General features: G+C 37.6%; 17 protein-coding genes. 10 read left to right on the top strand and 7 right to left on the bottom strand.

Annotation, left to right across the window (positions count from 1 at the left end):
- Window positions 1-28 precede the first annotated feature (28 nt).
- The 4 genes from KTO63_RS04000 to KTO63_RS03985 all read right to left on the bottom strand — a co-directional run bounded on the left by KTO63_RS04000 (window position 29) and on the right by KTO63_RS03985 (window position 4054).
- Window positions 29-310 carry a phage antirepressor KilAC domain-containing protein gene (locus KTO63_RS04000; protein WP_217789858.1) on the bottom strand — a complete coding sequence of 94 codons (282 nt, stop codon included), beginning with the start codon at window positions 308-310 and terminating at the stop codon, window positions 29-31.
- 38 nt (window positions 311-348) lie between these two features.
- The gene (locus tag KTO63_RS03995) at window positions 349-2640 is read right to left on the bottom strand and encodes a DUF3987 domain-containing protein (protein WP_217789857.1); all 2292 of its coding nucleotides are present in this window, start codon (window positions 2638-2640) and stop codon (window positions 349-351) included.
- Between the two features lie 101 nt (window positions 2641-2741).
- Entirely contained in the window at window positions 2742-3044 is a 303-nt protein-coding gene (locus tag KTO63_RS26505; RefSeq protein ID WP_217789856.1) for a helix-turn-helix domain-containing protein, read from the bottom strand.
- A gap of 602 nt (window positions 3045-3646) precedes the next feature.
- Entirely contained in the window at window positions 3647-4054 is a 408-nt protein-coding gene (locus KTO63_RS03985; protein WP_217789855.1) for a hypothetical protein, read from the bottom strand.
- 612 nt (window positions 4055-4666) lie between these two features.
- Between KTO63_RS03985 and KTO63_RS03980 the strand changes: the two genes are divergently transcribed.
- The 3 genes from KTO63_RS03980 to KTO63_RS03970 are packed head-to-tail and all read left to right on the top strand — an operon-like array spanning window position 4667 to window position 5897.
- Complete coding sequence (locus tag KTO63_RS03980; RefSeq protein ID WP_217789854.1) at window positions 4667-4873, top strand: hypothetical protein; 207 nt, start codon at window positions 4667-4669, stop codon at window positions 4871-4873.
- A 19-nt stretch (window positions 4874-4892) separates the two neighbouring features.
- Window positions 4893-5294: a hypothetical protein gene (locus KTO63_RS03975; protein ID WP_217789853.1), complete on the top strand. Its 402-nt coding sequence runs from the start codon at window positions 4893-4895 to the stop codon at window positions 5292-5294.
- A gap of 9 nt (window positions 5295-5303) precedes the next feature.
- A complete protein-coding gene (locus KTO63_RS03970; RefSeq protein WP_217789852.1) occupies window positions 5304-5897 on the top strand; it encodes a hypothetical protein in 594 nt (197 codons plus the stop codon).
- A 464-nt stretch (window positions 5898-6361) separates the two neighbouring features.
- Here the strand turns inward: KTO63_RS03970 and KTO63_RS03965 are convergent, their stop codons facing one another.
- The gene (locus KTO63_RS03965; RefSeq protein ID WP_217789851.1) at window positions 6362-7618 is read right to left on the bottom strand and encodes a site-specific integrase; all 1257 of its coding nucleotides are present in this window, start codon (window positions 7616-7618) and stop codon (window positions 6362-6364) included.
- Between the two features lie 276 nt (window positions 7619-7894).
- Here KTO63_RS03965 and KTO63_RS03960 point away from each other — a divergent pair, with 276 nt between their 5' ends.
- The 7 genes from KTO63_RS03960 to KTO63_RS03930 all read left to right on the top strand — a co-directional run bounded on the left by KTO63_RS03960 (window position 7895) and on the right by KTO63_RS03930 (window position 12754).
- Window positions 7895-8719, top strand: a complete 825-nt coding sequence (locus KTO63_RS03960; RefSeq protein ID WP_217789850.1) for a helix-turn-helix domain-containing protein — start codon at window positions 7895-7897, stop codon at window positions 8717-8719.
- Window positions 8720-8760: 41 nt separating this feature from the next.
- Entirely contained in the window at window positions 8761-9882 is a 1122-nt protein-coding gene (locus KTO63_RS03955) for an FAD-dependent oxidoreductase (RefSeq protein WP_217789849.1), read from the top strand.
- A 71-nt stretch (window positions 9883-9953) separates the two neighbouring features.
- Window positions 9954-10814, top strand: coding sequence for an NAD(P)-dependent oxidoreductase (locus KTO63_RS03950; RefSeq protein ID WP_217789848.1), 861 nt, complete (start codon window positions 9954-9956; stop codon window positions 10812-10814).
- 120 nt (window positions 10815-10934) lie between these two features.
- Window positions 10935-11450, top strand: a complete 516-nt coding sequence (locus tag KTO63_RS03945) for a helix-turn-helix domain-containing protein (protein ID WP_217789847.1) — start codon at window positions 10935-10937, stop codon at window positions 11448-11450.
- Window positions 11447-11716 carry a hypothetical protein gene (locus tag KTO63_RS03940; RefSeq protein ID WP_217789846.1) on the top strand — a complete coding sequence of 90 codons (270 nt, stop codon included), beginning with the start codon at window positions 11447-11449 and terminating at the stop codon, window positions 11714-11716. Before KTO63_RS03945 ends, KTO63_RS03940 begins: the two co-directional genes overlap by 4 nt.
- An 11-nt stretch (window positions 11717-11727) precedes the next feature.
- The gene (locus tag KTO63_RS03935) at window positions 11728-12147 is read left to right on the top strand and encodes a hypothetical protein (RefSeq protein WP_217789845.1); all 420 of its coding nucleotides are present in this window, start codon (window positions 11728-11730) and stop codon (window positions 12145-12147) included.
- Between the two features lie 55 nt (window positions 12148-12202).
- A complete protein-coding gene (locus KTO63_RS03930) occupies window positions 12203-12754 on the top strand; it encodes a DNA-3-methyladenine glycosylase I (protein ID WP_217789844.1) in 552 nt (183 codons plus the stop codon).
- 115 nt (window positions 12755-12869) lie between these two features.
- On the opposite strand, the gene KTO63_RS03925 is transcribed toward KTO63_RS03930, so the two are convergent.
- Complete coding sequence (locus tag KTO63_RS03925; protein ID WP_232373020.1) at window positions 12870-13772, bottom strand: alpha/beta fold hydrolase; 903 nt, start codon at window positions 13770-13772, stop codon at window positions 12870-12872.
- A gap of 180 nt (window positions 13773-13952) precedes the next feature.
- A complete protein-coding gene (locus KTO63_RS03920; protein ID WP_217789843.1) occupies window positions 13953-14555 on the bottom strand; it encodes a hypothetical protein in 603 nt (200 codons plus the stop codon).
- Window positions 14556-14573 lie beyond the last annotated feature (18 nt).

Genomic DNA, 14573 nt, shown 5'->3' with positions numbered 1-14573 from the left:
TCAAAAGGATTTTTAGGAAGTAGGAAATCTAAGAATTTCCCTTCCATTTCGCTTTAATCAAACCTTCAATGAATTTGAAGCCCTCTTCGGTTACAAGTGTTGTGACAAAAGTTTGATTGATCCAACGCTTCTCAACTCTTTTATATATCAAATACCCTTTAGTAACAAATTCTGATTTGGGAGCGTTGTTATATTCGCATACGTTTTCGTTTCTCAAAAATTCAAACAACTTGTGCTTAGTAAGACCACAATTTAGTTTTTCAGCTACCTCGCCAATATTAAAAATGGTTGGCTTTTTTATTATTTCCATAATTTTAAATTTATTTTTTAATAAATAAAGAGCACTGCTTACGCAGCGCCCTTTTCGTAATGATTGTGTTGAGGTTTTTTTAACTTTTCGTCCTTCGCAAGTTGGCGGAGGTAATTCTCTGCAGTTTTCTCTTTAATGCCGCTATAGCTAGCAATTTCCATCGCTTTTGCGCGATTGAATTTTATTGGAAGACTTTCATAATAGTTATCCTTTGGGTTACCGTTACGTTTCACTACACCGCGCTTCTTTAGTTTATTAAAAACATTTACCGCGTGATGTAATAAGACATCTACGATGGACATGGAGGCATTGAAATCACCATCTGTGCAGACAATCTTCGATCGTTCTTTAATTGATTGCCCCAGGGTATTTTCAGCCGTTCGGATCGATGATAGCACCATGGCAATTCTAAATTGAATTAACCCGAGCCTCATAACAGACCCTCTAATATCACTTCCATATAACTCATCGAGATTTTTTGTTTTTTCTTCAAACCAATCTGATCGCTTTTTTTTTTGATCACTAGTTAACTCAAAGAGAATTTCACGTTCCGGGTTACTGAGAAAATCATAAAAAAACTGATTTGTTAACTGGAGTAATTCAACCGCTGAGGATTTAAAGATTCCATGAAAATCTTGACCATCCGCAAACACATCCTTCCATTTTACAGGTGAGACATAATTATAAAAGATAAATCGGCTAACGAGGCCGTTCTCCACGTCGTCAACCATCTTATCGATTTGACCAGGTGTTCCGGAGATTAAAATGGAACAGGCAGGCTCCTTTATAATTATGTTCTGATTGTTTGTCTTTCTTTCATAATGAATGGTTTCATGTTGAAAGAACTTGCGTAACAAGTTTGAAAAATTTCCGTGTTCACTTTTGTTCGCTTTGGTTAAGGTATCAGCCTCGTTATCATAAATAATTCCAAAAAGCTGGTTGATACTTAGGTCTGCAATCATGTTGGCCGAAGTGTTATCCGCGGCAATAAACAATCTTTTTAATTCAGGTTTTGGTTGCTCCTTGCGCTGTTCCTCGTTGAGTGCTTGATATTCCGCGAAATCTCTTTTGAATTCATTCAAAAAATTTTCGTGAATAGCATCACCCATTTTACTAACCCATGAAAGAACCCCTTTACCACTTGCAGCGGGTGCACTAATAAAGGTGAACAGATTGGCTCTATATCTCCTTGAATCATACACACCTTGGACAAGGGGAAAACAAGTACTTGCTAAGGTTAGTAATCCCAAAAAGAATACATCCCTTTCCCTCTCATCTGGAAAAAGCCCAGTTAACTTTTTTACAAAATGAGGTGAATTATCAAACACCTCTTTAGGTAAACATGGAGTAGTGAATACTTCGTTTCTATCATTCCAAGTTTCAAAATCATCCAGATACTTTTCGTACATATCATCGAATGGTCTGGTCAGATCACCAGTCTCGTCGAATGGATGCTTTGACAAAGCAATAGCTGGATGGTTTGCAAATACACACTTAAAATGTCGAATTGCAGTGTTTTTGTCCATTCCAAATGAATTGCATAATACCGCAAGTTTCAATACCCAGTTGTGCCGGTTGCCTTCAATGAAATCCCCATTGTGTTTTATACACACCCTGCAAAGGGCAATGAAATTTTCAACGGCATTTCTTTTTTCAAAATTCAACACGACTGGTTTGAATAAGAACTGAGACAACTCAAAAGTGTTTACCTCAAATGTATGTTCGTTATTCTCTTCCAACTCTTCTGGCTTTTGAATGTGTAGAAAGGGGATTTTCTCTACTTCAATACCCTGCTTGAAAATAGGGTTTAGATAAACGTCTGCATCGTGACAAAGAAAACATGCCTTAGAAATCGAAGCGCATGATTGATCAATTGAGTCCTTGGAAATCTCGAAGTTGTCTAGCAAATACTTACTGTATGCTTGATAGTTCTCTTTATAAGAGAATGCCATGTCACGGCCAAAAATCAATTTCAGGCCATTACCCCTGGGGGAAATAAACGCTAATAAAAGAAACTCACATTTCGCAATTATTTGCTTTTTGAGTTGTGGAGGATTTTCAATTTCATCAATGTCAATGCAAATTAATCCTGACTCTTCTATCAACCCTGAGTCTTTTCTTATAGAGAAAGTCCCACCAAATGTTACGTACTTAAGTTCATAACACTTAACCTCATTTTGTTTTTCCTTGGACGTCAACCCTCTAATAAATGCTGTCACTATTCGGAGGTCCTCGTCACATTTGATTATTAACGGTAAATCAGTTAACGTAATGTTTCCGATGCTGACGGTATTTTTTATTCCAGCATCGAACATAGAAATTCGCTTCATTTAAATTATTTTTAATAGATGAATCCGATTTATTTGTTTCTACGGTTACATTGGTTGTGAAGACCAATCCCTTAATGTCAAAGAGCTAATTTCAAATACTTCTACCTGCTTCTCAATCCCCTCAAGCATTTATCCAAGTCAGACGATCTGAATCTCGAACGTGTCCCAGTAATTGTCACGGCTTTCACATAACCAAGTTTTACATATCTGGTTAATGTGGGGAGCGATATTTTAAGATATGCAGCAGCCTCTTTTTTCGTGAGGAGTTTATCAGGTATAGTCTGCGCAGGCGGTTGTGTTTGAGAATATTCAGAAAACCTTGTCTTTAAGACATCGAAGAGAGCCTCAGCGAAAAGTTCTCTGAGTTCATTTTTATCAATATTTTGTATCTGGACACATTGCATAACAAATCGGCATTTTCTTGTTAAAAATTTTATTTCCGATTTGCCTGCACAAAGGAGTGAGGGCTTTACAGTGCTGGTATTACCATGTTATGTTAGACATATGATGATTGTATTTTTTTTGAAGATTAAATACAACTTGCATTCCTTTCTTGATTTCACATCTAACTAGAAATACCGTACTGCAAACATAAACATTCTTTTTATATTACAAGCATCAAAACAGTTATTTTTCTTACTCAATCAATTGATTTTATTTGTTTTATATTCTTCTATTTTTAATAATAAATTAAATAATTAATAAAATAAAAAGCGAGCCACTAATTGAGTTTTGCTGCAGATAATGAAAATTCATGAATGCTAACCATGAACAACATGTTGCACTTTCTCGCAATGCTCTTTCAAACCTACTGGTAGCTATGCTGGAGTAGTTATGGAATTCTTCATCCAGTAGTCAAAATTTATTTTACCATTACGATCATATTTGATTTTTCATTTCTTTTATCTATATATAAATTTTTTTTCACTTTTCTCCTATCAAATAAAAAACCCACTCGCTTGGAATGGGTCAAACCGCCTACACATAAATATTTTAGAATCCTTTTTTAGTTTCTACTATCTAATAAACCAAACACACGATCAATCTCATTTTTATAATTTTCTATTGATTGATTTGGGAATGTAATATTATGAAGGGCAGGCAATTCTATTCTTGCATACTGATATGCTTCATTCATCCATGATGTGGCATCATTATAAACATCATATACATCTTCTCTAGTTTTTATTTCATTAGGCGGTATTTCATATAAAGATTGTATCGTGAAAATTATATGTTGTTCATTCTTAAAAGTATCAACAAGAACATAACTCTGCATTATCATTAATGCAAGTTTTTCATTAATCATTTTTGGTTCTGATAGATAGCTAACAGATGATTCTCCTAAACCCATTATAGGTGGAAAATCTATTGGAGTCAGTCTAACATCTGCTCTGTAATTTCTTGCATTCATTGTGATTTATTTTTTTCAAATGTAAATCATCAAACTCAATTGCAGTAAGACTTCAAGAAGAATGAAACAACTATTTTGGCTTCCTGTTTTCTATTTTTTGTTCTCTGTTTTTCATTGCTTTACTATTCTATTTTTTGAAATTCTGTTTTCAGTTACTCTACTATTCTGTTACTCTGTTACGATGTTGTTCTGTTTTCTATTTTCTGTTTTTTGTCATTCCGTTTACTGTTTCGGTCTTATTTTTGAAACATACATTATACAATAAACATCACAATTCATTTACCTCTTTTAACCAATCGTTAAACACAACATCACTTGTTGAAAAGAAATCAACATTAGAATTAAACCACCTTTGCAACACAGTAACCCTAATCCCATAAAATGAATAAATCTATAAGTATATATATTAAATAGCACGCTCCCTTTCTATTTATCTCCTGTTGTTTATAGGATTTAAAAAAAATTAAAATATACCTAGAAATGCCAAAAAGGCGGGTAAACTCTCGTCAAGTCATAGTTTGGCAGGTATAAATAGTGCCATAACTACATTTTTATGCACTTTTAACCGGCTGGCTAACCGTTTGATACACATTAACTATAAAACAAATACAAATGATATACTTTATCAAAGCAGGCCAATATGAGTGGCCATTATCGGATACGCATCTGAAAGAAAAAATGATAAAAAAGATTTTTGATTTGGATATACTCCAAAACGGAAGTAGTATTCCAACTTCTAATTTGGGCACATCCAAAACAAATTTATCTATTCCACCTTTTCACTACATCAAAAACATACGCGAAAGTGAATGGGATTAATCAACCAAAACCGTACTTTATGGAAGCAAATAATTTCGTAATTGGAGACATGGTACAAACCCCAACGGGTGTAACATTTGCTATAACTAAGCAAGAAGGCGAATATTTTAATGTAAGTAGATTCTATCTTGATGGTAAGCCTTATGATAAAGTCCTTCACCGATCTGAACTAAAACCCGTTCATATAACAACTGCCTTTTTCCAATTAATAGAATTTGATGTACCGCCAAGAACAATGTATGATAAGCAAATTGTTACTGATAAAGACAAATTAATAAGCTTTGTCCTCTATCACGGACATCTTGATTTAGATAGTACGATAATACATTTTGTACACAACTTTCAACACGCATACAAAGAGAAAACAGGAAAAAACCTTGATATTACAAGGGCACTTACTTTCTCATATAATAACCCCTAATTAATCCAGATGACAATAAAATCCTGGCAAGTAATCACAATTGCATCAGTTACAATATTAGTACCTATTCTGTTTTACGGATATTCATTTACTCACCTCTCAACAGAATCTTCTGATTGGGCAAACTTTGGTTCATATTGGTCTGCTTTTATTGCACTATCAAATCTTATTGTCTTCATAATACTGACTGTTCGGTTAAGTAAAATAGATCAAGCCCGAAGAGATAGCGATTCCGAGATGCAAAAAAATCTAGAAAGACCTGTTATTGTTTTCACTAAAATACATGGTGAAAAATTTTATAGAATGAAAAATGCCGGAAAAGGTTCAGCACTTAACATTAAAATCCAATCTCACATATTGCAAGATAAGTGGCAACATCATAAACTTGCTTATAGTCTAATAAATGGTGATTCACTTCCAATGTCTTTCACCTATCCTGCGAACGCAATACTGTGTACTTATGAAGACATCCTAAATACAAAATACCATTCTCTCATGAATAATGACACAATGCACTTCTTGGATGAAAAGAAATTAGAAAACAATCCAGAGTATAAGAGGTTACTTGAGTTAGATAGTGTTGCTGCAACGTGGTTCGACTGAAATCAACCAAATCCTTTATTCATCAATGTTTCACTTTTCCTGACAATTCCAAGTATAAAAAATAAAAATATTTTTTCCAGTATTCATGTGGGTTATAGCAACTCATCAAGTTACCCCTCTTGCACGTACAAAAAACTCGATTTACTTTTGTACTCACATCAGCGAAGTAACCGCATAATAAACTCACTAGCGAAGTAAAACCGCGAATCAAACTCCTCCAATTCAGTCGGTACGATAGATTGATTTAAAACCTTTAATTTTAAATCATGTCAAAGTCAATCAACAACGTTCTCTTTAGTTCCTAATGATTCTAATATTGAGGATAACATTCAATGGATTTATAATTACAATTTTGAAAAAATGCCAGAGAAAAAAAAGATATGTACAACTGCGGTTGAACAATATGTCGCTAGACGGAACGATTTATTTTAAACAAAAAATTGAATGCTCTTATTAAATCAAAACTATTTTTGAAAAAATGGATGCTTACTCAATACCTCTGCGTTCTGCTGTTGGTTTACCCTTACATACCCTTGAAATACACGTAATGATTTATGGCCCGAAATCAGCATAATGCTGCTTGTGTTAATGCCTTCCATTATACAGTTACTTACAAGGCTTCTCCTGCCAACGTGGCTACTTAAAAGTTCCCATTTTTCTTTGATTTCAGTTTTCTTAACACCAGCTACGGTTTTTGTTATCGCAACTTTTTCGTTTAATTCTGCCTGTTTACCTATTTCTTTCAGGCAACGATTAAAAACTTGGTTGCAGGGAGCTTTAGGCATTTCATAGTTGTATTTTTCGAATATTGACCTTACAGAAGGAGAGATGGGAATTATAACTTCTTGCCCTGTCTTGGTAGTTACCATTTGCAGATAATCGCCTTTAATATTTTCTTTTCTGATACGGGTGAAATCAGAATAGCGCAGAGACGATTGACAAGCGATGACAAAAAAGTCCCTTACTATATCTTTTGCTTTATCACTGGTTAAATCAAGGTTTGCGATCTTGTAAATTTCATTCATAGTCAGAAATATTTTGTAAACATCTTCACTTGGCTTACTGAAATTTTTGCTTTTGAAGGCCATGTTTGTATTTAACCCTCGTTCAGTCGCTTCATTCATGAAAAGTTTTACATTTTTGATATGCTTGCCTTCAGTATTCTTTGTGTTTCCACACGACTGCAAGAATTTAATAAATCCAGCTCGCCATTCAATGGTAATGTCTTCAAATTGGAATTGTTTACCGCACCATGTTTCATATTCTTTAATTCTTGTGCAGGTCGAGACATACGACTTAATAGTATTTGGTGCTCTGAGTGATTTGTATTCTTCAATAAACTTCTTTGTAAATTCTATTAACGAAGTAATCTTGATCTTTGTGGAAGCAGCCACAACTTTAATATTCAAAACTTCTTCTGTTCTATCTCTCAATTCTGTGGCCGAAGGAATCTTGCCATCTAATAGAAAACTTCTAAATACCGTTTTAAAGGCTGTAGCCATTTTGTCAAGCCAAAGGTTTAGATCACTATTTCCTACAACTCTTTTTGATATTATTGCACGTTGCTTTATATCATCCCACTCATCGGGCAGTATCTTGTTACCGGTGCTTAGCATGAAGCGTTCTTGCTTGTCAGCAGAATATTTTGCCTGCATATAAATCAATGTCGGTATCTTAGTGTTTCGATCTTTAAGATAAAATTTTGGCTCTGGAATAAACATGTTTTTTATTTATTATTTTTAATATAAATAATTAATAATCAAATAATTATAGTTGTCTCGTGAGTTGTCCTGCAAGGTGGAGGAAATGTTAGAATTTTTTCTCTTTTGTTATTATTCCCAACAAAAAATTTTGAGTGCAAGAAGAGAGGAATAGAAAAAATAAGAAAGAATTGAAAAGAAGCAATAAGTAATTGAGAGACTTGTCGGGACTACAAAAACTAAAGAGGCAAAACCCAACATAGGAATGCCTCTTTTTTAATTAAGCTACTCTCCAACATGCATCACCGTCATCTCGAATATGAATCTCCTCCAGCACTCAGCGATACCATTAAATGTTTTTGGTACGACAGAAGGGACGTTGGAGAGCAGTTATCGACCTATGACGTAATGCCTGACGGCTACGCTGAAATCATCTTCTACTTCGGAAGCCTTTACTCTATTTCTCCTGATGGAAGTTTGCAACCGCTGCCCTCTCCTTTCATGATGGGCTTACTTAACCAACCTGTTTCTTTTTCTACGATTAATTGTTTAGAAATTATTGGCGTAAGGTGTTTTCCCTGGACCGTTTTTGATTTGCTGGGACTGCCTTCAGGCAAAAACGCGGTGCATTTTTTCGAGCATCCTGTCGCCCGGCTTCAATCAACTTTGAGTGAGTTGGTGAAAACAGGCAGAATAGAAGAAGCAATATATCATCTGCAACAATATTTTCTTGATGCTCATTCACATGTTGCCGGCAGCAGCATGCTTGCCAAAGCAGGTGTGGCAATGCGCAAAGCCAATGGCACCATGCCAGTAAGTGAAGTGGCCGTGGCTGCAAATGCAACGGTGCGTACACTTGAAAGAAACTTCAAGCAATCTTCTGGCCACACTGTTAAAGATGTCTCCGGCCTAATACGCTTTGAGCAGGTGCGAAATCAATTATGGTGCGATCCCAATTCTAACATTGCGGGGCTGGCTGCAGAGTTTGGCTATTCGGACCAGGCACATTTGAGCAAGGAATTTAAACGCTATAGCGGCGCTACTCCTGCCGCTTTTGCACGAAAAGCAAAACAATCAAAACTGTCCGTGAGCAAAGATTTTGTCGCATTTGTACAAGACTGACAGTCCAGCCTTCCGGAATTTTGTGCTTTAATTAATGAATCATGTTACTGGAAAATAAAAAGGTAGCCATCATTGGCGCAGGACCCGTTGGTCTTATGATGGCGACATTGCTACAACAAAAAGGAATAGCCGTTGCCGTGTATGAAAGGGATAAAGATGCACAAACAAGAATTTGGGGCGGCACACTTGACCTGCATAAAGACTCAGGGCAAGAGGCGATGAAGAATGCGGGACTGCTGGAAAAATATTACGCAATGGCACTACCCATGGGCGTAACCATGGCAGACGAACAAGGCAATGTGTTGTCTACGGTCGACCCCCAGGTTGACAATCCGGAGATCAACAGGAATGATTTAAGACAACTGTTTCTCGACGAATTACAAAACGACACCGTTATTTGGGACAGCAAACTTACAGCGCTTGAAGAACATAACGGACAATGGCTTTTGTGTTTTGAAAATGGAACCAAGGCAACCGCAGATCTTGCTATTGGAGCTAATGGCGGCATGTCTGGCGTTAGAAAATACATTACCGACGCAACGATAGAGGACACCGGAACTTTTATTATTCAGGGAGATGTAGTTGAACCCGAAATAAACTGTCCGGATTTTTTTCAACTGTGTAGCGGCAATAGACTGATGGCCGCACATCAAGGGAATCTAATCGTTGCAAATCCCTACAACAATGGCCAGTTAACATATGGAGTAATTTTTAAACGACCAGAACACTGGATCGATAGCAACGGGTTAAACTTTGAAAACACAGATAGTATTATTTCATTTCTTGCGAATAGATTTTCTGGCTGGCATGAAAGTTATCATCAGCTATTTCGCTCAACCTCTTTTTTGGTAGGATTGCCAACAAGAAAATTCCCTTTGGATAAGCCGTGGAAAAACGATCGCCCTTTGCCCATAACACTTATTGGTGACGCAGCCCATGTAATGCCGCCTTTTGCGGGCCAGGGTGTGAATACTGGACTGATGGATGCATTGATTTTATCTGATAACCTGACTGGTGAAAAGTTCAAAACTATTGAAGCAGCAATAGACGATTACGAACGACAAATGTTTGTGTACGCGGGAGAAGCGCAACTTGCATCTAGTAATAATGAACAAGAGATGCATAGCACGGACTTTTCTTTCATGAAAAGATTTGTCGAATAAGCAAGAACGTACCCTAAAATCTATCAGTCCGCAGTTGAGAACTTCCTAACTTTAATCTAAAATAAAACACCATGATTGCATTTTTAGGAATGGGCCTTTTAGGTTCAAACTTCACAAAGGCGCTGATCAAAAAAGGAGAAAAAGTTCAGGTATGGAACAGAACGGCATCAAGGGCAAAAGCATTGGAATCAGTTGGTGCCAAAGCATTTGACAACATTACAGATGCTGTAAAAGACGTAGATGTAATTCATATTGTAGTAAAAGACGACGCTGCCGTAAATGAAGTATTGGCAGCGGCTGAGCCAGGCATGAAACCAGGAGCAACAATCATAGACCATACAACCACTTCTGCCGAAGGTGCAGTGGAAAGAACGAAAGCGTGGAAAGCAAAAGGTTTTACTTACCTGCATGCGCCTGTGTTCATGGGACCGCAAAATGCATTGGAAAGCACCGGCGTGATGCTTGCATCGGGTGACCAAAATGTGATTGCAAAAGTAGAACCGGCTTTAGCAAAGATGACGGGCAAATTCATCAATCTCGGTCCGCAGGAAGGCAAGGCCGCGGGCATGAAACTGATCGGCAATCTTTTTCTTATTTCATTGACGGGCGGCCTGACAGATATGCTTTCCCTGGCGAAGGCGCACGATGTTTCTTTCGACGATGTGAAAGGACTGTTTGATAATTGGAACCCCGGAGCAATGGTGCAGGCGAGGTTACAACGCATCACCAGCGGCGACTACACCAATCCTTCATGGGAATTAAATATGGCAAGAAAAGACGCAGGCTTAATGATGAAGAAAGCATCCCAGGCGGGCGCACCATTAAACGTAATCCCATCTGTTGCAGCGGAAATGGACAAATGGATCGAAAAAGGATTCGGCAATAGCGATTGGACAGTGATTGCGAGCGATGTGGTGAACGGAAAGAAATAGAATTACAAGGCTACATATAGTTCAAAAAAGGCGACGGGTTTGAAATCTGTCGCCTATTTTATAAAAAGCCTATTTGCAATTCGCGATTTGCGAATTGCAAATCATTTGTTACATTAGCATATGCGAAAACATAATGGAATGCGCCCCCAGGATGTAGTTATTTTACTAAAAATCATTTCACTAGCCGACAAGCCTTGGCAACTTAAGGATCTCGCACATGAATTATCAATAAGTGCATCTGAAGTTTCAGAATCACTCAACAGAAGCTATTTGGCCGGATTAATCGACTATGATAAGAGAAAAGTCAGACGCCAAAGCCTTATGGAGTTTCTTCAATATGGCTTGCACTATGTCTTCCCCCAGCATCCCGGTGCAGTGGTAAATGGAATTCCCACAGCACATTCACATCCTTTCATGCGCAACCATTTTGAAAGTAATGAGGTCTACGTTTGGCCCGACACTCTTGGGAAAAATAGAGGTCATTCAATTGAACCATTTTATCAAAAACAAATCAACGCTGTAAAAATCGACGAAGCTCTTTATCTTTTATTAGCTCTTGTGGATGTAATAAGAGTGGGGAGAATAAGAGAAGTCAATGTAGCGGTGGATAAACTAAAGGAGATTATTTTATCGTGAGCAAACAAATCAATTTACTTAGAATCAAAGCTATTCATGAAGCACTAGGATCACTAAAAAATAATGTTGTATTTGTTGGAGGAGCAACGGTAGCACTATATGCAGACCGACAAGCAGAGGAAGCAAGGTTTACTGAAGACATCGATGTATTAATTGAAATATGGGCGTACAAAGATTATTCTGACATAGAGACCCATTTATTAAAATTGGGATTTACACATGACAAGGAATCCGGCATTATTTGTAGATATAAATTTAAGGAATAGTTGTCGACATTATGGCAACAGGTGAGGAAGCACTTGGATTTGGAAACAAATGGTATCCGGATGGATTTAAAAATGCATTATCGTACCAGATTGGATCTGATGATATCAAAATCTTTTCCTCTCCATACTTCATTGCTTCAAAACTGGAAGCATTTAAAAGTTTATCAAGAAGAAATAACAACAATGGCTTACAAAGCTCCGACTTTGAGGACATTATTTTCGTGTTAGAAAATCGATCTTCGGTTTGGGAAGAACTTAATAATACACCGAGCGATGTGAAAAAGTATTTGCAATCCGAATTTAAAAATTTGCTTCAAAATCCTCGTTTCGAGGAATGGGTCGACGCTCATGCGGGATTTGGTTCTCCGCCAGCTACTTATTATATAATTGATGGGCTGGAAAAATTTACGTCTGAAAAGAGCGACGCGTAAAATGAGTTATCTGGCTTCTAAATAATTTCTATTTTCACTTTCAAATACCTCCACCATGTCTTACTGCAGCGCAATTGAAACAATGACCGGCGATAGAAAGGCTTTGCACAAAGCTTATCATGATAATCACTACGGCTTCCCTATTCATGATGACAATGAACTTTTCGGCAGGTTGATCATGGAGATAAACCAGGCGGGGCTTAGCTGGGAAACCATTCTGAAGAAAGAAGAGGCTTTCAGAAAAGCATACCACAATTTCAACATAAAAAAAGTAGCGGCTTATACTGAAAAAGACAGAGAGCGTTTGCTGAATGATGCAGGCATTATTCGCAACCGGCTAAAAGTAAATGCGGCGATAGAAAACGCGAAGACGATTACAGGATTGCAAAAAGAATTTGGTTCGTTTGAAAAATGGCTGGAGAGCCATCACCCAAAAACAAAAGAAGAATGGGTGAAGCTTTTTAAAAAAACATTTCGTTTTACAGGTGGGGAAATTGTAAACGAATTCTTGCAGAGCATTGGATATTTACCGGGTGCTCATACTGAAGGCTGTGCAATATTTAAGAAAATTCAAAAGACAAAACCTCTTTGGATGCAGAAAAAGTAGGCAGGCGTTTTTTTTCACCACTAAGGCACTGAGGACACTAAGTTCCACTAAGGAGTTTCCGATTATTAAGCTGCCTTAGTGAAGCTTAGTGCCCTTAGTGTCTTAGTGGTAAATCCTACTTTACAAAATTGAAGACTGCCTCTGCAAACTCTTTGTTTTTCTCATAATAAAGAATATGCCCACCCTCAATAACCTTCACTTGCTGATTTGGAAATTTGAATAGTTTATAATGTTCCGGGCCAATGTTGTTGTCTTTTGTTCCGGTTATTACAAGCACAGGCACTTTTACTTTTATCGTTTCCTTCGTTAAATCTCCCCAATATATCGGCATCGCAAATACATGTTGGGCAAATGAATTGTTGCGTTGCTCGCTGTTGTCTACGCTATCCAGTTTATCAACAGCGGCTTTATTGTTCGATAATATTTTATACTCAAGATCAGCTTTGCGCAACTGCTTTTTAGCCTCGATAAAAGCCTGCAATACCGAATCTCCTGGAGCGACGATGTGACTGCCAAGTGTTTTATTAATAAATGCAATCTGATTGAGCAAAGAATTATCAACGTAAAGCGTCGCATTCAGCATAATTAAACCCTTCACATGTTCCGGATGCTCTTCTGCATACTTCAGGGCAAGTATTCCACCAAATGAATGTGCGATCAAGTAGACTTTATTCTCACCGGTTTGCTTTCTGATCGTTTCAATATCTTCCACCATTCTTTCAGGGCTGTAATCGTTGTTTGCGGGAGATGCGGAGCGGCCACACCCGCGCTGATCGAAATAATACATCGTGAGTTTTTGTTCCACCACACTTCCCCTCATTTCTTCAAATGATTTGCTCCACGCACCCGGGCCGCCGTGTACAAATATGCAAGGAGTTCCTTTGCCCGCCTTATTTACAAAGAGAGAAACACTGTCAGAAGTAAGTACATGAATATTTGTAACGTTCCTTTTGCTTTGGCTATACGTATTGCAGATTGTGCATAGCACTATCAGCAGAAAAAGCAAACTATTTCTCATGTTGTTAATGTTGTTTAAAAAGAGAGCAATATTAGTGTTCAAAATTTCTAAATGCAACTCTTTAACCGCAAAGCGCGCAAAGTAGTTATCCCTAAAATAGAGCGTAACACCAAAAAGCGCAAAGGAAGCAAAGAACGGGCCGCCTTCGCTTCCTTTGCGCCCCCTTGGCTATCTTTGCGGTTAAAATTTTGTTGTTGCAACCAATTTCCTGTAGTTGGAAATCATATACAGCCCATAGCACGAAGTAGCAATGGCAACGCCCGTTCCCACAAATGCAAAACCATCGAGTTCAGTAATCGATTTTTTCAAAAGCAACATCATAGCAGTAATGGCAATGATGGTTGTCCATGTAGCAAGATAATAATCAACGTTTCTTTTGAACACGCGAGCCAGTGGAAAAAAGTGCAAACCAACGACCAGCGCAATGGAAGGAATTATAAGCTCCGGGTGGTGCAGTGCAATTACAATATTTACGGCAATGGGAATGAAAATTCCTTCCAAACCGAAAATGACCCCAAACCATTTACCAGAGCGTTTTTTCTCGGCTATATCAGCATCAGAAGTGGCTTCAGGAAATTGTTTCGATGTTTTGAAAATAGTAAACGCATATACAACAAACAGAGCAGCAAGAGCAATGAACACGATTTCCGTTAAATGATGATCGCGGCCGTGATAACCATGGTTTGCTATCAATGCCCACATGGTGGTAAAGAGTGCCATCAACAAAGCGCCGCTGCCAATGCTTGAAACAGCGATGCGAGGTATTGAATGTTCCGTTGTCATAAGTAAGTGTTTGGTCAA

Source organism: Pinibacter aurantiacus (genome assembly GCF_019130065.1).
Classification (GTDB): Bacteria; Bacteroidota; Bacteroidia; order Chitinophagales; family Chitinophagaceae; genus Pinibacter; species Pinibacter aurantiacus.
Note: the sequence above shows the minus strand (reverse complement) of the source record. Positions and strands in the feature narration are given on the sequence as shown.